We start from the raw sequence: 20218 nt of genomic DNA, 5'->3' as shown, positions 1-20218 counted from the left end.
TCAGTCCTGTCCCTCGGGGTCGACGACGACGGGCGGCAGCTCCGAGGCGTCCTCGATGCTGTAGGCGTAGCCCTGCTCGGCCAGGAACCTCTGGCGCTTGGCCGCGAAGGACGCATCGACCGTCTCCCGCGCCACGACGGTGTAGAACGTGGCCTGCCGGCCGTCGGGTGACGGGCGCAGCAGCCGGCCCAGCCGCTGGGCCTCCTCCTGGCGCGAGCCGAAGCTGCCCGAGACCTGCACCGCGACGGTGGCCGACGGCAGGTCGACCGAGAAGTTGGCGACCTTCGACACCACGAGCGTGCGCAGCCGGCCGGCGCGGAAGGCGGCGTAGAGCTCCTCGCGCCGGGCGGGCGATGTCCGGCCCGTGAGCACCGGCGCGTCGAGCAGGTCGCCGAGCTCCTCGAGCTGATCCACGAACTGCCCGATGACCAGGGCCTGCTCGTCGCGGTGCCGTGCCAGCAGACGGCGCACGGCCTCGAGCTTGACCGGGGAGGAGGCGGCCAGGCGGTAGCGGTCGGCGTCCTCGGCCGTCGCGTAGACGAGCCGATCGGAGGCGGGCAGATCGACGCGCACCTCGACGCAGTGCGCCGGGGCGATCCAGCCCTGGGACTCCATGTCCTTCCACGAGGCCTCGTAGCGCTTCGGCCCGATCAGGGAGAAGACCTCGCCCTCGCGCCCGTCCTCGCGGACCAGGGTCGCGGTCAGCCCGAGCCGGCGGCGGGCCTGGATGTCGGCGGTGCGCCGGAAGACCGGGGCCGGGAGCAGGTGCACCTCGTCGTAGATGATCAGGCCCCAGTCCTGGCCGTCGAGCAGCTCGAGATGCGGCCACAGCTGCCCGCGGCGGGTCGCGAGCATCTGATAGGTCGCGATGGTGACCGGCCGGACGTCCCGGGTGCGGGAGGTGTACTCCCCGATCTCGTCCTCGGCCAGCGTCGTGCGCGCGAGCAGCTCGTCGCGCCACTGGCGGGCGGCCACGGCCGAGGTGCACAGGATCAGCGCCGTCGTCGAGGAGGCGGCCAGCGCGGCGGCGCCCACGATCGTCTTGCCGGCTCCGCAGGGCAGCACGACGGTCCCGGCGCCGGCCGCCCGGAAGGCGCCGGCGGCCTCCGCCTGGTAGGGCCGCAGCGACCAGGGCCGGCCGGTGCGGGCGTCGGAGCCCCTCAGCGCGATGGGGTGCGGCGTCCCGTCGACGTAGCCGGCGCGGTCCTCCGCCGGCCACCCGAGCCGCAGCAGCTGCTGCTTGAGCTCGCCGCGGGCCACGGCGTGCACGACGGTGGTCCGCGGATCGATCCTGGGCCCCAGCAGCGGCGCGATCTTCCGGGCCCGGGAGATCTCCTCGTAGAGCGGGGGGTCCTGGCAGCGCAGCACGAGCCCGTGGACGGGGTCCTTCTCGAGGACGAGGCGGCCCCAGCGGGACATGGTCTCGTCGATGTCCACGAGCAGCGCGTGCGGCACGGGGAAGCGCGAGAGCTCGAGCAGCGCGTCGATGACCTGCTCGGCATCCATGCCGGCGGCCCGCGCGTTCCACAGCCCCAGGGGAGTGAGCCGGTAGGTGTGCATGTGCTCCGGGGCGCGCTCGAGCTCCGCGAACACGGCCAGGCGCACGCGGGCCTCCTCGGCGCGGTCGTGGCCCGTCTCCAGCAGGATCGTCCGGTCCGACTGCACGATCAGCGGTCCGTCAGCCACGGGGTGCCTCCTCGGTCTCGTCCGGGTCGCCGGCGAGCCGGCGGGCCAGCGCCTCGATCTCCCGGGGATCGGCCCGGGGCCGGCGCGGCGGCGGAACGGGGAAGAGCAGGGCCAGGTCGCCCGGCTCCGCGGCGTCCACGGACTGCGCCGCCGGCCGGGCGGGTCGCTCGGGCGCCGGCTGCACCCCGACGGTGCGCGCCGCGCGGCGCAGCGCGGCCGCCACCGCGCCGCCGGACTGCCGGGCAGCGTGCGGCTCGCGCAGGACGAGGACCTCGGCAGCGACCCGCACGGTCTCGATGCCCTTCAGCGCGGCCGAGGACGCGATCGCCTCGATCAGGTCCGCCCGGCCGGTGAGGACCTGATCGGCGCGCAGCGTCCGCAGGCTGCCGTGGGTGCGCGCGGCCTCCCGCACGGCCTCCCGGACCACGCCGGGGACTCCCGTCTCGCTGCGGCGCTCGAGCAGCTCTTCGAGCGAGGCGGCGTCGTGGCCGGCGTCCATGGCGCGGTGCAGCGAGGCCTGCGTGATCCGCAGCGTGGCCGCGGCGCCGCGGCCCTCGGGCTCGGCGAGCAGGCCCAGCTCGTCGCGGGCGCCGGGGCTCAGCGGGCCGCGGGCCGAGGCCGTCATATCGTCCTGCAGCACCACCGTCTCGACGGGTCGGTCCAGGCGATCCGCCAGGGCGCGTGCGACCGCCTCCGGGCCCTCGTCGAGCAGCAGCCCCAGCAGATCGGTCCCCGCGCCGGCGCCGGTGAGCCCCAGATCGGCGCATTCCCGGGCGATGCCCGAGGCGCGGGCGCGCACGGCGGCACCGAGGCGAGGGCGCAGCCACGCGGCGGTCTCGGCCAGCGCGTCCTCGGACGGCGCCGCATCGCCGTGCGCTCGCAGCGCCTCCGCGACGGCCTCGCGCAGGATCTGCGCGTCCTCCAGCGCCAGGTCCCCGGTGAGCGGGGCGACGACCGAGCCGTCGGGCCGGGCCGTGCCGACGGCCGAGGGGACCAGGTCCGCATCCCACCAGCACGCGATCACGTGCCCCAGCGCGGCGGGGTCCTCGAGGGCCTCGAAGGGAGCGGACGACGGGTGCCAGGAGTCGTCGTCGCCCTGGGTCACGAGCCCCGACAGCTGCGCGAAGCCCAGCAGACGATCCGCCTCGGAGACCTCGAGGTCCAGGGCCGCGGCCAGCCGGCGCCGCTCGCGGACTCCGATGCCGCCGGCGCGCAGCGGATCCAGGGGCCGGTCCCGCAGCTCGGCGCGCAGCTCGCGCAGCCGGCGCACGATCTCCGCGGCCGCTGCGGCGGCCGCGTTGTCGCGCAGCCGCACCGGCACCCGGCGTCCGTCCGGCAGCCGGATCGTCCGAGGGCGCTCGGACCACGGGTCGGGGCGCAGGGCGAGGCCGACCTCGAGAGGGGCCTCGACGTGCCGGTCGTCGACGGCCATCAGCATTCCGCGCGCCAGCAGCCAGTCGATCGGGCGCGAGGACGGGGCCTCCGGATCGAGATGCCGGCGCGCATCGCGCAGGCTCCCGAGGGGATGGGCGGCGAAGCGCTCGAGGACGGCGCGGACCTCGGCGGGCACGGCCCCCAGGTCCACCGGCGCGCCCGCGGCGAGCTGCGGCGGACGCCCGGGCTCCGGCAGCTGGGCCCGCAGCTCGGCCGCGGGCCGCCCCATGCCCGCGGGATAGCGGCCGAGCATGTGCTCCGCACCGGGGGCGAGCAGCCAGGTCGCGGCGTCGTCCGCCGAGGGCTTCCGACCGCCCGATCCCGGCCCGCGCAGGATGAGCGCCCGTGCCCGCAGCCCCTCGAAGCCCGGGGCCTGCGCCGCCTGATCAGGGCCCAGGAGGATCGCCTGCTCCAGCGCGTCGAGCTCGGGGCGCTCGAGGCCCAGCGCCGCGCGATGCAGCGAGGCGCGCGTCGAGGCGAGCTGCGCGAGCCGCGCCGCCGAAGCGGGCGCGGCTCGGGCGAGATCGGGACGCAGGCGCAGCAGCGCCGCGAGCTCGGCGGCCGAGCGGGAGGACAGCTCCTCCTGCAGCCCGGCCGGGTCGGCTGCGCGCCGAGACGCGGGGGAGGCCACGCTCAGGTGCGGGCCCGGCGGATCGCGTTGCGCACCAGCAGGACGAACAGCAGGACCACCGACAGGGGCAGGGCCACCAGGGCATAGCGCGTGAACCACGGCCAGATCTCGCCGCCGCCGACGACCCACTTGGTGATCAGCATGGCCGCCATGGCGACTCCGGCCGTGACGGCCAGGAAGACCGTGAGACCGCCGAGCACATCCATGCGCTCCCCCTTCGGCGCGGGCTCGTGGCCTCGGGCAGGGGTCGGAGCGGGGTGCGAGAGGTCGTCGGGCACAGGGCCGGGCACGGAGGAGGGGGACTGGGCGGGCATGGGCTCAGGATACAGCCGGGATCGGGGAGCCCCCGGCCCCCGGTCCTCGGCGGCCGGGCGCCGCGAGGCCGGCTGCGGTACGATGGGACGTTCTGCAGGAGCCCTCCCGGCAGCGCGGGCCGCGACACCGAGCCGCCCGCCGCCCGGTGCAGACCCCGGAGGGCCCGCCGTCGCCGCTCCCGCAGCGGAGCCGGGGCGACGGCGCAGGAGATCCATCGGACACCGGCGATGCCGCGCATCGCGACGAGCAGCAGAGGATGTGGACAGTGCCCACCGGCAAGGTGAAGTGGTTCAACGCGCAGAAGGGCTTCGGCTTCCTGGCCGACGACGACGGCGGCGAGGTGTTCCTGCACGCCTCCGCGCTGCCCGACGGCATGGAGACCGTGGCCCCCGGCACGCGCATGGAGTTCGGCGTGGCCCAGGGTCGCAGGGGCGCTCAGGCGCTGCAGGCCACCGTGCTGGACGGGGGGCCGTCGGTCGCCCGCAACACGCGCATGCCCGCCGAGCAGATGGCCGAGATCAGCCAGGACCTCGTGACCCTGCTGGACGGCATCTCGGAGGGGCTGCAGCACGGGCGCTACCCCGACCGCAGCCACGGGCAGAAGATCGCCAGGATCCTGCGCATCGTCGCGGATAACCTGGACGCCTGAGCGCCGTGCTCCCGGAGGACGAGCGCCCCGGCGACGGGCGGCGGCGCTCGCGGAGCACGGACTTCGCAGACCACGGACCACGAGGACAGAGGCAGCGGTGACCCACGAGACCAGCACCCAGGAGCGCGCCCCCGAGCAGGCGCCGGCAGCGCGAGGGCCGGAGCAGGCCCCGGATCCGCAGCTGGCCGAGGCCCGGGACTTCGCCCTCGCCGCGCTGCGGACCGTCGAGCCCGCCGACGTCATCGGCGAGGGACACCGGGTGCTGGCCGAGGGCGAGCTCGCGGCGACCCATCTCTTCCCGTCGTCGGCGCGCGGCTACCGGGGATGGGAGTGGTACGTGACGATCGCGCGCACGCCCGATTCCTCGGAGCCCACCGTCTGCGAGACCGGCCTGATCCCGGGCGATGACGCCCTGCTGGCACCGGCGTGGGTGCCGTGGTCGGAGCGCGTGGTCGACGCCGACCACGACACCGAGCACGACCACGACGCCGAGCACGACGGCCGCGCCGACGGGCCGGATGGCGACGCCGGGGCCGGGGACGACGTCTCCGACGAGGCGGACATCGACCCGGCGGCCGTCGCCGATGCGGCCGACGACCGGGCGGCGGAGGCCGCCGATGCCGCCGAGGATCCCGAGACCGCCGCGGACGGTCCCGGGATCGCCGAGGAAGGTCCCGAGGGGGTCGGCGCCGCTCGATGAGCGACGCCGCGAGGACCGGGGCCTTCCGGTCCTTCCGGGTCGCCAACTACCGCCGGTGGTTCCTGGGCGCCCTGCTGTCCAACACGGGCACCTGGATGCAGCGCACCGCCCAGTCGTGGCTGGTCTTCGACGAGCTCACCGACCACGACACCCGGGCCATGGGCCTGGTGCTGGCCCTGCAGTTCCTCCCGCAGATGCTGGTCTCCCCGTGGGCGGGGCTGATCGCCGACCGCTCCGACAGCCGACGGCTGCTGCTGATGACCCAGACCCTGATGGGTCTGCTGGCCCTCGGGCTCGGGGCGCTCGTGCTCTCGGGCGGAGTGAGCCTCGGCTGGGTCATGGCCTTCGCCCTGGCCCTGGGCGTCACGACCACCTTCAGCGCCCCGGTGCGCCAGACCTTCGTGGCCAGCCTGGTGGGGGACAGAGACCTCTCGAACGCGGTGGCCCTGAACTCGGCGGCCTTCAACTCCGCGCGCCTGATCGGGCCCGCCGTCGCCGGCGTGCTGATCGCGCAGGTGGGCACGGGCTGGGTCTTCGTGCTCAACAGCCTCACCTTCGCGGCCATGATCACCGCGGTCCTGCGCCTGGACCTGCAGGCCCTGCACCCGCGGGAGCGCGCGGTGAAGGGGCCGGGGCAGATCCGCGAGGGGCTGCGCTACGTCCGAGGGCGACCGGATCTGCTGGCCGTCCTGCTCGTCGTGCTCCTGCTGGGGACGTTCGGGCTGAACTTCGCGCTCTTCCTGGCCGCGATGACGGGCACGGCCTTCGGCCTGGGCTCCGAGGCCTTCGGCGCGGCGAACTCCGTCATGGCCGTGGGGACCCTCCTCGGAGCCCTGCTCGCGGCCCGACGCCCCCGGGCCCGGCTGCGCACCCTGTACATCGGCGCGGCGCTGTTCGGGCTGTTCGCCCTCCTGGCGGCCGTCGCGCCCTCGCCGGGGCTGTTCGCGCTGTGCCTGATCCCGCTCGGCATGTCATCGCTGACCATGACGACCACGGCGAACGCCTACGTCCAGACCACGACGGAGCAGCGCTTCCGGGGCCGGGTCATGAGCCTGTACTCGGCGATCCTGATGGGCGGCACGCCGATCGGGGCCCCGCTGGTGGGGTGGATCATCGACGTCCTCGGGCCCCGCTGGGGCATGGGGGCCGCGGTGGCCGCCGGGGCGGCGGGCGCCTGCGTGGGCCTGGTGCATCGCCGGCGGGTCGGCCGCGGCGTGGCGGGACACCCCGGTGGCCGGCCCGACGGTCCCGGACCGGGCCGGCCGGTCCGCGGCTGAGCGCGGCGCCCGGAGCCGGCCGGGGGGGGGCGGGGTGGCCCGGGAGCTCAGAGCTGGTCGATGAGCGCGTCCAGGCAGGCGAGCAGCTTCCGGACATCGGACGGCTCGACGGCCGTGAACGTCCCGATCCGCAGCTGATTGCGCCCGAGCTTCCGATACGGCTCGACGTCGACGATGCCGTGGCGCCGCAGGGCGGCGCTGAGCGCCGAGGCGTCGACGGCCTCGTCGAAGTCCACGGCGGCGACCACGGGGGAGCGGTGCTCCGGGTCCGCCGCGAACGGCGAGGCGAGGGGGTGGGCCTCGGCCCAGTCGTAGACCAGGCTCGAGCTGCCCGCCGTGCGGGCGGCCGCCCAGTCCATGCCGCCCTGCTCGTTGAGCCAGCGGACCTGCTCGTCGAGCATCACCAGGGTGGCCAGCGCGGGGGTGTTGTACGTCTGGTCCTTCCGCGAGTTCTCGACCGCGCCCTGCAGGGACAGGAAGGCGGGGATCCAGCGGCCGGAGGCCGCGATCGACTCGATGCGCGCGATCGCCGCGGGGGAGAAGGCCCCGAACCACAGGCCGCCGTCGGAGGCGAAGTTCTTCTGCGGGGAGAAGTAGTAGACATCCGTCTCGGAGAGCTCGACCGCCATGCCGCCGGCCGCCGACGTCGCATCGATCACGACGAGCGGATCGTCCTCGGTGCGCGCCGGGGCCAGGCCCTCCGGGCGCCGGACGGGCGATGCCACCCCGGTCGAGGTCTCGTTCTGCGGCCAGGCGTAGACATCGATCCCGTCCTCGAGCCGCACCTCCGTGCGCGAGCCCGGCTCGGCGCGGCGGATCGACGACGGCTGCAGGAACGGGGCTCCGCCGGTGATCTCCGCGAACTTGGCGCCGAACTCGCCGAACGCCGCGTGCTGGGCGCGCTCGCGCACCAGACCCAGGGCCGCGGCATCCCAGAAGGCGGAGGCCCCGCCCATGCCGAGCAGGATCTCGTAGCCGTCGGGCAGGCGCAGGAACTCGGCCAGCCCCTCCCGGATGCCTCCGACGAGGCCGCGCACCGGGGCCTGACGGTGCGAGGTGCCCAGCAGATGGCGGTGCGCGCGGGCGACGGCGCCCATCTGCTCCTCGCGGACCTTGGAGGGGCCCGCGCCGAAGCGGCCGTCGACGGGCAGCAGGCTGTCGGGGATCGTGAGGCGGTCGGTCACGGGAGGACTCCTGGGCGAGACGGGCAGGGGCGGTCGGGCTCGCGGCACGGCCGGACGGCCATTGTGCCGCACGCCGCGTCCGATCCGGGCCGCCGGGCAGGGCGTCGACGGCCCCTGCCGTGTCGTCGCCCCTGCGTAGACTGCCTGGGACCGGCCCGGGGCGCCGTGCCGGTCGCCTGCTCGCCACCTGCCCAGGAGATGTCCATGACCGAACTGATCGACACCACGGAGATGTACCTGCGCACCGTCCTCGAGCTCGAGGAGGAGGGCATCCCGCCCATGCGGGCGCGGATCGTGGAGCGGCTCGATCATTCGGGGCCCACGGTCTCCCAGACCGTCTCGCGCATGGAGCGCGACGGCCTGCTCACCGTGCAGCCGGACCGTCGTCTGGCCCTCACCGAATCGGGCCGCGAGACCGCGGTCAAGGTCATGCGCAAGCACCGCCTGGCCGAGCGGCTGCTCTCCGACGTCATCGGGCTGGACCTCTCGGTCGTCCATGACGAGGCCTGCCGCTGGGAGCACGTGATGAGCGAGGCCGTCGAGGAGCGGCTGGTCGAGCTGCTGCACAACCCGCAGATCTCCCCGTACGGGATGCCGATCCCCGGTCTGGCGGGGCTCGGCGCCGCATCGGACGAGGCTGCGCATCAGGCGCTGCTCGAGCCCGTGGTCTCGCTGCTCGGGCAGAACCAGATCCTCTCGGAGTCCGCCCCGGAGGAGCTCGGCGGCCGCTTCGTGCTCCTGGGCGTCCCCGAGGTGGTCCAGACCCATCCCGAGCTGCTGGCCCAGCTCGGGCGCGCGGGGCTGCTCGCCGGCGGCGCGTTCTCGGCCCGCCGGGAGGACAGCGGCGAGGTCGTCGTGCGCGCGCTCGAGGCCCCGCAGGACGAGGCTGTGGACGAGATCAGGATTCCCGCCGCCTCCGCGGCCTCGATCGTGGTCCGGCAGGGCTGAGGCCGGTCCCGCTCCACCGCGATGCTGCGGGCGCTCCGCCGCGCCCGGTCGGCGCGATCCGCCCGGGCTCCACAGTGCTCGGTCCGCGGGGTTCCTGTGGTGCGGACATCATGATCCGCGGCGATCCTTCCACCCGGGCGTCCTGATCGCAGCCGCCCGGAGACGGGGCGCGTGAGGCGGAGCCTACGGTGCGGGGGCATCGATCCGCCGGTGCCGCGGCCGCCTTCTCGCGGCCGCGCCGCTCGCTCCGTGAGAGGCCCCGCCATGACCGTCGTCCTCCGCCCGTCGTCCTGCGCACCCGCCGAGGGGCGCTGCGCACCGGGGAATCGAGCCCGCGCCCGTCCGCCCCGCGACCTCGGGCCGGGGCGGTGGGACTTCGACGCCCAGGACATCGACCGGCTGCGGGGCGGCGCGGCGCCGTCCGCCCCGCGCGTCCCGGCGCCGCCGGGCCGTTCCGCTCGAGGCGCGCGCCTGGCCGGCGCGGCCGGGATGGGACTGGTCGGCGCCGCCCTGCTGAGCGCGGCGCCGGCACAGGCGGCCCCGATCGAGTTCCCCGCCTGGGCCAGTGTGACCGGCACCGTTCCCGAGGACACGGGGCTCGATCGCGCGGCCGCCGAGGCCAACGACTGGACGTTCTCGTGGTCGACCGACGCCGCCGGGGTCGTCACCTTCGAGTACGCGGACGGCAGCCGCTCGTCGTCGCTCGATCCGACCGCCCGGCATGCCGCGGCGCCGGTCCCCGCGGAGGACGCCGGGGACCTCGCCGTCCAGAGCCTCGACGATCCGCTGTGGGCCGAGGACGCCGGCGCGGACGACCCGCGGGCCCCCGGGGCCGATCCCGGCCTCGAGGACCTCGCGGCCGCGGCCTCCGCCCCGTTCGGCGCCGGACCCGGCGGTGCGGATGCGAGCGCCGCCGGCCCCACGGAGGACGGCAGGGCAGGGGGCCGGGGCGCGCAGACCCCGGATCAGGCCCTCCTGGACACCGCGGCCCAGGGACTGGGCGGGCAGTACGTGTGGGGCGGCACCGAGTTCAAGGCCTGGGACTGCTCGGCCTTCGTGCAGTGGGTGTATGCCCGGCACGGCATCGAGCTCCCGCGGGTCACCTGGCAGCAGTTCGCCGCGGCCGAGCCCACCGCGGACCCCCGCCCCGGGGATCTGGTGTCGCAGAACGGCGGGGCCCACGTGGGCATCTACCTGGGCGGCGACCGCATGATCTCGGCGCTGAATCCCCAGCAGGGCACGATCGAGCATTCTGTGCACGACATGCCTCTCGACGGCTACTACACGATGCGCTGACCGAGGCCTCCGGCGCCGCGGCGGCCGGCGGCTCGGCTCGGTAGGCTGGGCGCATGGCAGAGGATCCTCGACGACAGCAGCGACCCCCCGCGGACTACAGCGCCGCCGCTCGCACGGGAAGCGACCAGGAGTACACCTACCTGGCCGTCGGGATGGTGGCCGGGGCCGTCCCGGGCGTGATCATCGGGCTGCTGCTCTCGCTGGCGATCGGGCACGCGGCCATGTGGGTCTCGGTCGTGGGCGGCGTGGGGATCATCATCGGGCTCGTGGTCGCCAGCATCCTGTGGCGGCGCCGGAAGGCGCGCCTGCAGGCCGCCGAGGCGGGGTCCGCCACGGCGGCCGAGACCCCGCGCCGGGGCTGAGGGGGCTTCGGGGTCGAGGGCCGAGGACGGGCCCGGGGCGCGCCCCGTCGACCCCCGTCGTCCGACGTCTCGGCGGCCCTGTGCTGCGGTCCGGTCCGGTTCAGCGCGGCTCGGCCGTCCAGAACCGGGGGTCGCCGCGGCGCAGCAGCGGGATCACCTGCCGCCGGACCAGCGGCGCCAGCGTCGCCTCGGCCTGCGCCACCGCGGCAGGGGCCAGATCCAGCGGCCGCAGCTCCTCGATCTCCGCCCGGGCGCACGGCTCCGCCGCGGGGCCCTGCGCCTCCAGGTCCACGGTGAAGACGGTCGAGGCGACCCACGTGTCGGCCTCGTTGGCGGCCGGGGAGAGGAAGCTGCCCAGCGGCGAGAGCTGCTCGGCGCTGAGCCGGGCTCCGACCTCCTCGGCGGCCTCGCGGATCGCGGCCTGCTCGGGCGTCTCGCCGGCCTCGAGCTTGCCGCCCACCAGCATGAACTTCTCGGTCCCGCGCTTGCGCACGGTCAGCAGACGGCCCTCGCGCACGAAGCACACGCCCACGATCGTCAGCAGCTGCACGCCCTGCGGGACGTCGAGGTCGAGCAGCGACTCGCAGCGCAGGTCGTCGATCTCGACGGCGAGGTTCTCCGCGGCCTGCTCGGCCCACAGCTGCTGTCCCGCCGGCGTGCGGAAGATCGGCCCCTCGGCCAGACGGCCCAGGATCTGCAGGCGCCCCAGGACGAAGTCCCGCCGCGGCACCGAGGCGTACTCCTGTCCCACCCGCCGCACGTAGTCCGCGTACTGGGCCGGGGCGCCGCCCAGCACGGCCAGATCGGCATCGCACAGCAGCCGGCCCGGCAGATCCTCGGAGCCGGGAGCATGGGAGGCGGTGAGGCGGATCAGACGGGCGACCTCCGCCGTCTGCTCGGGCGAGCAGCCGATGCCGGGCAGCAGGCGCTCCGCCAGGGCCGCGGAAGCCTCCTCGTCGGCGCCGGCGCGGCCCTCGTGGACCGCGTCGTGGAACCATGCGGCCAGCAGCACCTCCCGAGGCGGGGCGCCCTCGGTCAGCCGGTCCAGGGCCCGCAGCACGGCCAGGAGGTGGGTGCGGTCGTGGTACCGACGATGCGGCTGACCCCAGCGCTCCAGCAGGTCGTCGCGCAGCTGCCGCATGCGGGGCCCGGTGCCGAGGCCGCGGTCCCAGCGCGAGGCCAGGGCATGGACGGCGCGCTCGCTGCGGCGGGCGGCCGGGACGCGCAGTCCGGAGCGGACCAGGCGCCGGGTCAGCTCCCTCCCGTCGACCTCGACGGCGCCGGCCGCGACGGCCTCGTCGTAGTGGGCCGCTGCCACGTCGTAGTGGTCCTCGTCGAAGGCGCGGCGGCTGAGGCCGATCCGCCGGGCGGTCTCGTGCAGCTCATCGAGCGAGGCGTCGGAGACCAGGTGGGAGAAGACGGTGCCGTGAGCGGGCCAGCTCGGCGGATCGATGTAGACAGCCATGCCGCCAATCTATCGCCGGCCCGGCCTGCGCTCGGGGAGCGGGTGCTCGGCGCTCGTGCCGGGGGCCGGGCAGGAGCGGGCCGGTTCGGCCGCCTCGGCGCAGGGCCCTATGATGTGTGCCGTCGCCCCCGTAGCTCAGGGGATAGAGCACGGCTCTCCTAAAGCCGGTGTCGCGCGTTCGAATCGCGCCGGGGGCACATGCGCGCCGTCCGCCCGCACGGACGACGGCGCTCGAGGGGACGGACGGGGCCGCGGCGGCCGCGCCCGTCCCCTCGCCTCATCCGGTCTCGCGGCCCCGCTCTGCCATCTCCCCGGCGATCCGGCTCACGGAGCGCAGCATCGCCCACACGAGCAGCGCCAGCAGGCCCAGCAGCAGGGCCCCGCGCAGATTCATCAGCAGGGATGCCGCCGAGACCAGCCCGGTGTCCTCGGGCGCTGCGACGGCCCGGTCCAGGACGGCGTTGCCGAGCAGGTACACGGCCGCGAACGCGACGACGACCGCCAGCCCCGTCCAGCGGAACCGCCGGCTCCCCCTGGACTGGACGAGCACGAACAGCGCCCATGCGACGGCCACGGCCAGCGGGGCGATCAGCGCCGTGGAGCGGTGGATCGAGCGGTAGGCCGCGGCGCCGTCGTCGCCGAGGGCATGGGCGAAGCCCTGGAACCACTCGGTCGTGAAGCCGAGCAGCCGCAGCTCGGGCACACCGTGGCCGCCGGCCGCGGAGGAGGCGAAGCCCGGCAGGATCAGCAGGTTCACGTAGAGCAGGAACAGCACGGCGATCGTCATGGCCGCGCCCAGCACCAGCATGGGGCTGGAGGTGGAGCGCTCGGGATCCGCCCGCATCTCCTCGCGCCGCTGCGATGCCGTGGGCGCGGTGCTCAGCGCCGGGCGCGCGGGCTCGGCCCGGGGCGAGGGCCGCGCCGAGGCGTCCCCCGCGTCCTCGCCGTACTTCCTGATCTTCTGCGCCCGCGACAGTCCCATGCCTCCGATTATCGGCCATGGGACCGACGCGCTCGCCCTGCGTCCCCGGCCCGCTCCGGTCGGGAGGCCGGCGGCCGCTCGCTGCGCTGTCCGGCGGCCCTCCTAGACTCGTGGCCATCATGGACTTCCTCTCGGACAACCCGCTGCTCTCCTCCCCGCCCTCCTCCGGCGCCGCCGCCATGGAGCCGGGCCACGACCGCCGCTCGCCGGAGTCGCTCGTCGAGGGGCTCAACGGACCGCAGCGGCAGGCCGTGGAGCACGCCGGGTCCCCGCTGCTGATCGTGGCCGGGGCGGGCTCGGGCAAGACGCGCGTGCTCACCCACCGGATCGCCCATCTGCTCGGCACGGGGCGCGCCCGCCCCGGCGAGATCCTGGCCATCACCTTCACCAACAAGGCGGCCGCGGAGATGCGCGAGCGCGTCGTGGAGCTCGTCGGCCCGTCGGCGCGAGCCATGTCGCTGTCCACGTTCCACTCGTTCTGCGTGCGGGTGCTGCGGCGCGAGGCCGCCGCGATCGGGCTGAGGTCCACGTTCTCGATCTACGACTCCGCCGATTCCCTGCGCGTGATCACGGCCGTGGCCAAGCAGCTCGAGCTGGATCCCAAGCGCTTCGCCCCCAAGGCGCTGCAGCACGCGATCTCCGCGCTCAAGAACGAGCTCGTCGACGACGAGACGTGCGCCTCCCGGGCCGGCGAGGGGGATCCGTGGGAGCAGGCGGTCGCCCAGACCTACCGCGGCTACACGCAGCGCCTGAACGCGGCCAATGCGCTCGACTTCGACGACCTCATCTCCCGGACGGTCCACATGCTGCGGGCCTTCCCGCAGATCGCCCAGTACTACCGCCGCCGCTACCGCCACGTGCTGGTCGACGAGTACCAGGACACCAACCACGCGCAGTACTCCCTGATCCGCGCGATCGTCGGCAAGGAGGACGACGGCACGGGCCTGCCCCCCGCGGAGCTCACGGGCGTCGGCGACTCCGACCAGTCCATCTACGCCTTCCGCGGCGCCGACATCCGCAACATCACCGAGTTCGAGAAGGACTACCCGCACGCGCGCACCGTGCTGCTGGAGCAGAACTACCGCTCCACGCAGACGATCCTCTCGGCGGCCAACGCCGTGATCTCCAAGAACGCGGGCCGCCAGGAGAAGCGGCTGTGGACGGCCGAGGGCGACGGCGTCGAGATCGTCGGCTATGCCGCGGAGACCGCGCACGAGGAGGCCCGCTGGATCGCCGAGGAGATCGACCGCCTCCAGGACGCCGAGGGGCTCCGCCCGGCGGACATCGCGATCTTCTACCGCACCAATGCCCAGTCGCGCTCGCTCGAGGAGATCCTCATGCGGGTGGGGCTGCCGTACAAGGTCGTGGGCGGCACCCGCTTCTACGAGCGCAAGGAGATCAAGGACGCGCTGGCCTACATGCGCGCCCTGATCAATCCCGACGACGAGGTCACCGTCCGCCGCATCATCAACGAGCCCAAGCGCGGGATCGGCGATCGGGCGCAGGGGGCCGTCACGGCCCTGGCCGAGCGCGAGGGGATCTCCTTCATGGCGGCCCTGCGCCGGGCCGAGGAGGCCCCCGGGATGGCCACCCGTTCGCTCAACGCCGTCCGCGGGTTCGTGCAGCTGATGGACGACCTCGCGACCGTCGCGGAGGGCAACCGGCCGGCGGCGGTGGTCGAGGCCGTGCTCGAGCAGACCGGCTACCTCGAGGCCCTTCGCACCTCCGAGGACCCCCAGGACGAGACCCGCGTCGAGAACCTCGCGGAGCTCGTGGCCGTGGTCCGCGAGCACGAGCGCGATCACCCCGAGGACGGGCTGCCCGAGTTCCTCGAGCACGTGGCGCTCGTCGCCGATGCCGACCAGGTCCCCGACCCCGATGCCCAGGAGCAGGGGGTCGTCACGCTCATGACGCTGCACACCGCCAAGGGGCTCGAGTTCCCCGTGGTGTTCCTGACCGGCATGGAGCACGGCATCTTCCCGCACCAGCGCTCCATGACGGACGAGAAGGAGATGCAGGAGGAGCGGCGCCTGGCCTACGTCGGGATCACACGCGCCCGCAGGAGGCTGTACCTGACCCGGGCCGAGAACCGCTCGCAGTGGGGCCAGACGCAGTACAACCCGCCCAGCCCGTTCCTGGACGAGATCCCCTCCGAGCTCATCCGCTGGGAGCGGGAGGGCTCCGGCATCCGTCCCGGCTGGGGCGGGGCCGCCTACGGCTCGGGCCTCATGGGCGGCGGGCGCTCCCAGGCAGCGGGCGCCGGGGTCTCGTTCCGGCGCGGGGCCCGGACCGGCGCGGCCGGCAGGGTCGATCCGCAGCGCGAGGTCCTCTCCCTCGAGGTCGGGGAGCAGGTGGACCACGCGAGCTTCGGGCGCGGGACCGTCGTCCAGCTCGAGGGCCGCGGGGACAAGGTGATCGCCAAGGTCCGCTTCGGCTCGGAGGAGAAGCGCCTGCTGGTCCGCTCGGCGCCGCTGTCGAAGGTCTCGGGGCAGCGGACCGCCGACTAGGGCGAGCGGCCTCGGCGGCGGGAGGGGGGGGGGCGAGCCCCTGCCGGGCTCAGAGGACCATCAGCAGGAACCACATCGCGGCCGCCGTCCAGCGCAGCCGGCCGCCCACGAGCAGGTGCACGCAGCCCAGCAGCGTGCAGCTGATCACCGTGGTGAGCAGGTCCGCCCAGCCGCCGGTCGCGATGTCGGCTGCGCCCAGGAGCAGCCCGAGCACGAGCCCGCCGATCGGGGCGCGCCGTGCCCACGGCCTGCCCGCGGCCGACTCGCCCAGCACCTGGAGCAGGGCCAGGATCAGCGCGCACAGGAGCGCATAGCCCGTGTGGAACACCACCCAGGCCACCGTGGCCACGGCGACCGACGTGCCGTAGGTGCCGTAGAGGCCCAGCCACAGCTCCACGGGCTGCATGGTCCAGCCGCCCAGCATGAGCGGCGGGATGATCACCGCCGAGAGCAGGGCGACGACGAACAGGACGAGAGCCAGGGTGGGGGAGCGCGGGTCGGACTCGACATCCGGCTGCCGCCGCCCGACCGCGAAGACCTGCGTCGCCCCGGACCACCGCTGCAGGTGGCGATAGCCGCCGCGCGTCGCGACGGCCGCGAGCAGCCCCAGGGCGAACCAGAGCACCGACTGGGGCCACAGGGCCAGCAGGCGCCCCGGGGGATCGAGCAGGTCGGGGGTGTCCGCGACGGGCAGTCGCAGCACGAGGACCACCAGGCAGACCCCCAGCACCCGGCCCGCGGCTCGTCCCAGGGCGGACCGCCCCGACGGAGCGGGGGCGTCGGCCGCTTCTGCGCCGGGGTGATCGGTTGCCTGCATGCGGGACAGTCAACCAAGTCCGCGGCGCCGATGCCCGCAGGGCGGGGCCGAGGGCGAGTCCGCTATGGTGAGTGCAGGAGAGGCACGTCGCGGTGCCCTGCGTCGGGCCGCGCCCGGCGAGGACAGTGCCGATGGGCCTCGACGGCAACGGACGGCCGCATATCCGCGCGGTCGGACATGAACTTCGACGAAGAAGGGCTCTCACCCGTGGACCTGTTCGAATACCAGGCACGCGACATCTTCGAGAAGCACGGCGTCCCCGTGCTCCAGGGCATCGTCGCGACCACCCCGGAAGAAGCGAAGGCAGCCGCCGAGAAGATCGGCGGCGTGACCGTCGTCAAGGCCCAGGTCAAGGTCGGCGGCCGCGGCAAGGCCGGCGGCGTCAAGGTCGCCAAGACCGCCGACGAGGCCTACGAGCACGCACAGCAGATCCTGGGCATGGACATCAAGGGCCACACGGTCCACCGCGTCATGATCGCCCAGGGCGCCGACATCGCCGAGGAGTACTACTTCTCGGTGCTGCTGGACCGCGCCAACCGGTCCTACCTGGCCATGTGCTCCGTCGAGGGCGGCATGGAGATCGAGCAGCTCGCCGTGGAGCGCCCGGAGGCCCTGGCCCGCGTCGAGGTCGATCCCGCGGCCGGCATCACCGAGGAGAAGGCCCGCGAGATCGTCTCCGAGGCCAAGTTCGACGACGAGACCGGCGCCAAGATCGTGCCCGTGCTCGTGAAGCTCGGCGAGGTCTTCGCGAACGAGGACGCGACCCTGGTCGAGGTCAACCCGCTGGTCAAGACCGGCGACGGCGACGTCCTGGCCCTGGACGGCAAGGTCTCGCTCGACGACAACGCGGACTTCCGCCACGAGGACCACGCCGGCCTGGTGGACAAGAACACCGAGGACCCGCTCGAGGCCAAGGCCAAGGAGAAGGGCCTCAACTACGTCAAGCTCGACGGCGAGATCGGCATCATCGGCAACGGCGCGGGGCTGGTCATGTCCACGCTGGACGTCGTCGCCTACGCCGGCGAGAAGCACGGGAACGTCAAGCCCGCCAACTTCCTGGACATCGGCGGCGGCGCCTCGGCCGAGGTCATGGCCAACGGCCTGGACGTCATCCTCAACGACCCGCAGGTCAAGTCCGTGTTCGTCAACGTCTTCGGGGGCATCACTGCGTGCGATGCGGTGGCCAACGGCATCGTCAAGGCCCTGGAGATCCTGGGCGACACCGCGACCAAGCCGCTGGTCGTGCGCCTCGACGGCAACAACGTCGACGAGGGGCGTCGAATCCTGGAGGAGGCGAACCACCCGCTGGTCACCTCCGTGGGCACCATGGACGGCGGCGCCGACAAGGCCGCCGAGCTCGCCGCCGCCGCCAACTGACACCGCCGGAAACCGAAAGCAGAGGAATCAGAATGTCCATCTTTCTGAACAAGGACTCGAAGGTCATCGTTCAGGGCATCACCGGCGGCGAGGGCTCGAAGCACACCGCCCGGATGCTCGCAGCAGGCACCCAGGTCATGGGCGGCGTCAACGCCCGCAAGGCCGGCACGACCGTCTCGCACAAGGACGCCCAGGGCGCCGATGTCGAGCTGCCGGTCTTCGGCGGCGTCGCCGAGGCCATGAAGGAGACCGGCGCCAACGCCTCGATCGTCTTCGTGCCCCCGAAGTTCTGCAAGGACGCCGTGATCGAGGCCATCGACGCGGAGATCCCGCTGGTCGTCGTGATCACCGAGGGCATCCCCGTGCAGGACGCGGCCGAGTTCTGGGCCCACGCCAAGGCGAACGCGGGCGAGGACGGCCGTCCCAAGACCCGCATCATCGGCCCGAACTGCCCCGGCATCATCTCCCCGGAGGAGTCGCTGCTGGGCATCACCCCGTCGAACATCACCGGCAAGGGCAAGCTGGGCCTGGTCTCCAAGTCCGGCACCCTGACCTACCAGATGATGTTCGAGCTGCGCGATCTCGGCTTCACCACCGCGATCGGCATCGGCGGCGACCCCGTCATCGGCACGACCCACATCGACGCCCTGGAGGCCTTCGAGGCCGACCCGGAGACCGAGGGCATCGTGATGATCGGCGAGATCGGCGGCGACGCCGAGGAGCGGGCGGCCGAGTACATCAAGGCCAACGTGACCAAGCCGGTCGTCGGCTACGTCGCGGGCTTCACCGCCCCGGAGGGCAAGACCATGGGCCACGCAGGCGCCATCGTCTCCGGCTCCTCCGGCACGGCCGAGGCCAAGAAGGAGGCCCTCGAGGCCGCCGGCGTGAAGGTCGGCAAGACCCCCACCGAGACCGCGGACCTGATGCGCGAGCTCATGGCCGGCAAGTGATCGGCCGTCGCTGAGGGCCCCGGCCCTCGGCGGCACCCGGGAGCACCGGCGTCCGTCCTGTCCAGGACCGGGCGCCGGTGCTCTCGTCGTCCTCGGCACTCGAGGCAGACGGCGGATCGTGTCGCATCTCACGCACTATGCTGAGGGCCTCCCATCCGCAGCTCATCGCAGGGGCCCCTCGACCGGCGCCGACCTGCCGCAGCGAGAGGCAGCCCGATGTCCCACGACGAGACCCCCTCCACGGCGACGATCGACGCCGACCGCGTCGATCCATACCTGGTGACCGGCCGGGAGACGGCCGAGCCCCCGCAGACCGTCGCAGGGCGGCTCCGCTTCCTGGGGCCCGGCATGATCACCTCGGCGGCGGTCGTGGGCTCGGGCGAGCTGCTCACCGCCACCACGCTGGGCGCGCAGGTCGGGTTCATGCTGCTGTGGCTCGTGCTGGTCTCGACCTTCATCAAGGTCTGGGTGCAGATCGAGCTGGGCCGATGGTCCATCTCGACCGGCAGGGTCGCGGTCTTCGGCTACGACGACGTCCCGCCCCGGCTGGGTCGGCGCGGCTGGATGTCCTGGCTCGTGCTGCTCATGTTCGTCCAGTTCCTCACGAGCCAGGCAGGCGTGATCTCCGCGGCGGCGTTCGCCTTCTCCACGCTGCTGCCGATCGGCGGCGACCCGTACTCGATGCTCTCGATCGGGCTGTGGGTCCTGATCCTGGTGGCCATCGCGATCGCCATCCACATCACCAACCGCTACCGCGTGGTGGAGACCATCTCGACCGTCATGGTCTTCCTGGTCACCGCCTTCGCCGTGGTGGTCGTCTTCCTCCTCCAGGCAACGGAGTTCGCCTGGAGCGCCGGCGATCTCGGCGACGGGATGCGGTTCCAGATCGCCCTCGGCGCCATGGGCGTCGCCCTGTCGATGTTCGGCCTGACCGGCGTGGGCGCCGGCGAGATCACCGCCTACACGTACTGGTGCGTGGAGAAGGGCTACGCGTCCTGGACCGGGCCGAACGACGGCTCCGAGGACTGGCGTCGGCGCGCCCGCGGCTGGATCCGCGTCATGAAGCTGGATGCCTGGGTCTCGTGGGCCGTCTACACGGTCTCGACCGCGGCGTTCTACATCCTGGGCGCAGCCGTGCTGCACCCGCAGGGGATCGTGCCCGAGGGCCAGGAGGTCATGACCACGATCTCGAGCATCTTCGACTCGGCCGTGGGCCGGTGGGGCGCAGTGATCTTCCTCGTCGGCGCCGGGGTGGCCCTGTTCAAGACGATCATCGCCAACGTCCCGAGCCTCGGACGCCAGGTCGGCAGCACCCTGGCCGTGTTCGGCGCCTTCGACTGGCACGATCAGGCCCAGCGCGACCGCTGGATGCGGGTGATCATGATCGTCCTGCCGATCGTCTGGGGCCTGCTGGGGACGCTGGTGTCCTCGCCGCTGTTCCTCGTGGTGCTGGCCGGGATCCTCAACGCCGTGTTCCTCATGGGCGTGGCGGTCTCGACCCTCTATCTCTCGCGCACGCAGACGGACCCGGCGGTGCGCGACGGCGCCCCCTTCACGATCATGCTGGTCCTCTCCGCGCTGGCCGTCTTCCTGGTCGGCGTCATCGGCCTCGTCAACATGCTCTGATCCGTCCACGGC

At 73.8% G+C, this 20218-nt stretch carries 17 protein-coding genes and 1 tRNA gene; 11 read left to right on the top strand and 7 right to left on the bottom strand.

Going from position 1 to position 20218, the window contains the following annotated elements; genetic code table 11:
• The 3 genes from FSY66_RS08400 to FSY66_RS08390 are packed head-to-tail and all read right to left on the bottom strand — an operon-like array spanning window position 1 to window position 4065.
• Complete coding sequence (locus FSY66_RS08400) at window positions 1-1686, bottom strand: DNA repair helicase XPB (RefSeq protein ID WP_144793569.1); 1686 nt, start codon at window positions 1684-1686, stop codon at window positions 1-3.
• Window positions 1679-3751: a helicase-associated domain-containing protein gene (locus tag FSY66_RS08395; protein WP_144793565.1), complete on the bottom strand. Its 2073-nt coding sequence runs from the start codon at window positions 3749-3751 to the stop codon at window positions 1679-1681. The genes FSY66_RS08400 and FSY66_RS08395 overlap by 8 nt, the downstream gene beginning before the upstream one ends.
• Before the next feature lie 2 nt (window positions 3752-3753).
• The gene (locus FSY66_RS08390) at window positions 3754-4065 is read right to left on the bottom strand and encodes a hypothetical protein (protein ID WP_144793561.1); all 312 of its coding nucleotides are present in this window, start codon (window positions 4063-4065) and stop codon (window positions 3754-3756) included.
• A gap of 266 nt (window positions 4066-4331) precedes the next feature.
• On the opposite strand from FSY66_RS08390, the gene FSY66_RS08385 reads away from it, so the two are divergent.
• The 3 genes from FSY66_RS08385 (at window position 4332) to FSY66_RS08375 (ending at window position 6692) form a co-directional block, all read left to right on the top strand.
• Window positions 4332-4715: a cold-shock protein gene (locus FSY66_RS08385; RefSeq protein WP_186304514.1), complete on the top strand. Its 384-nt coding sequence runs from the start codon at window positions 4332-4334 to the stop codon at window positions 4713-4715.
• Window positions 4716-4812: 97 nt separating this feature from the next.
• Window positions 4813-5415 carry a DUF3027 domain-containing protein gene (locus FSY66_RS08380; RefSeq protein WP_186304513.1) on the top strand — a complete coding sequence of 201 codons (603 nt, stop codon included), beginning with the start codon at window positions 4813-4815 and terminating at the stop codon, window positions 5413-5415.
• A complete protein-coding gene (locus FSY66_RS08375; RefSeq protein WP_144793551.1) occupies window positions 5412-6692 on the top strand; it encodes an MFS transporter in 1281 nt (426 codons plus the stop codon). Before FSY66_RS08380 ends, FSY66_RS08375 begins: the two co-directional genes overlap by 4 nt.
• Window positions 6693-6739: 47 nt before the next feature.
• On the opposite strand, the gene serC is transcribed toward FSY66_RS08375, so the two are convergent.
• Window positions 6740-7876: a phosphoserine transaminase gene (gene serC, locus FSY66_RS08370; RefSeq protein WP_144793548.1), complete on the bottom strand. Its 1137-nt coding sequence runs from the start codon at window positions 7874-7876 to the stop codon at window positions 6740-6742.
• Between the two features lie 204 nt (window positions 7877-8080).
• Between serC and FSY66_RS08365 the strand changes: the two genes are divergently transcribed.
• The 3 genes from FSY66_RS08365 to FSY66_RS08355 all read left to right on the top strand — a co-directional run bounded on the left by FSY66_RS08365 (window position 8081) and on the right by FSY66_RS08355 (window position 10482).
• Window positions 8081-8824: a metal-dependent transcriptional regulator gene (locus FSY66_RS08365; protein WP_144793545.1), complete on the top strand. Its 744-nt coding sequence runs from the start codon at window positions 8081-8083 to the stop codon at window positions 8822-8824.
• A gap of 264 nt (window positions 8825-9088) precedes the next feature.
• Window positions 9089-10120 carry a C40 family peptidase gene (locus FSY66_RS12680; protein WP_260853594.1) on the top strand — a complete coding sequence of 344 codons (1032 nt, stop codon included), beginning with the start codon at window positions 9089-9091 and terminating at the stop codon, window positions 10118-10120.
• A 53-nt stretch (window positions 10121-10173) separates the two neighbouring features.
• Entirely contained in the window at window positions 10174-10482 is a 309-nt protein-coding gene (locus FSY66_RS08355; RefSeq protein ID WP_144793542.1) for a hypothetical protein, read from the top strand.
• A gap of 100 nt (window positions 10483-10582) precedes the next feature.
• On the opposite strand, the gene FSY66_RS13025 is transcribed toward FSY66_RS08355, so the two are convergent.
• Entirely contained in the window at window positions 10583-11947 is a 1365-nt protein-coding gene (locus tag FSY66_RS13025) for a DUF4031 domain-containing protein (RefSeq protein WP_186304512.1), read from the bottom strand.
• Window positions 11948-12071: 124 nt separating this feature from the next.
• Between FSY66_RS13025 and FSY66_RS08345 the strand changes: the two genes are divergently transcribed.
• A tRNA-Arg gene (locus tag FSY66_RS08345) sits at window positions 12072-12144 on the top strand.
• A gap of 80 nt (window positions 12145-12224) precedes the next feature.
• On the opposite strand, the gene FSY66_RS08340 is transcribed toward FSY66_RS08345, so the two are convergent.
• Window positions 12225-12929, bottom strand: a complete 705-nt coding sequence (locus FSY66_RS08340) for a hypothetical protein (protein ID WP_144793539.1) — start codon at window positions 12927-12929, stop codon at window positions 12225-12227.
• 119 nt (window positions 12930-13048) lie between these two features.
• On the opposite strand from FSY66_RS08340, the gene pcrA reads away from it, so the two are divergent.
• Window positions 13049-15436, top strand: coding sequence for a DNA helicase PcrA (gene pcrA, locus FSY66_RS08335; protein ID WP_144793536.1), 2388 nt, complete (start codon window positions 13049-13051; stop codon window positions 15434-15436).
• A 49-nt stretch (window positions 15437-15485) separates the two neighbouring features.
• Here the strand turns inward: pcrA and FSY66_RS08330 are convergent, their stop codons facing one another.
• Complete coding sequence (locus tag FSY66_RS08330) at window positions 15486-16253, bottom strand: hypothetical protein (protein ID WP_144793533.1); 768 nt, start codon at window positions 16251-16253, stop codon at window positions 15486-15488.
• 207 nt (window positions 16254-16460) lie between these two features.
• Between FSY66_RS08330 and sucC the strand changes: the two genes are divergently transcribed.
• From sucC to FSY66_RS08315, 3 genes are all read left to right on the top strand, one after another.
• Window positions 16461-17630: an ADP-forming succinate--CoA ligase subunit beta gene (gene sucC, locus FSY66_RS08325; protein ID WP_144793529.1), complete on the top strand. Its 1170-nt coding sequence runs from the start codon at window positions 16461-16463 to the stop codon at window positions 17628-17630.
• A gap of 32 nt (window positions 17631-17662) precedes the next feature.
• Window positions 17663-18580: a succinate--CoA ligase subunit alpha gene (gene sucD, locus FSY66_RS08320; protein ID WP_144793526.1), complete on the top strand. Its 918-nt coding sequence runs from the start codon at window positions 17663-17665 to the stop codon at window positions 18578-18580.
• Window positions 18581-18796: 216 nt separating this feature from the next.
• Entirely contained in the window at window positions 18797-20206 is a 1410-nt protein-coding gene (locus FSY66_RS08315; RefSeq protein WP_144793523.1) for an Nramp family divalent metal transporter, read from the top strand.
• Window positions 20207-20218 lie beyond the last annotated feature (12 nt).

Origin of the sequence: Kocuria palustris, assembly GCF_007666205.1 — a bacterium.
GTDB classification, from domain to species: domain Bacteria; phylum Actinomycetota; class Actinomycetes; order Actinomycetales; family Micrococcaceae; genus Kocuria; species Kocuria palustris_A.
This window is presented reverse-complemented; position numbering and strand designations above follow the sequence as displayed.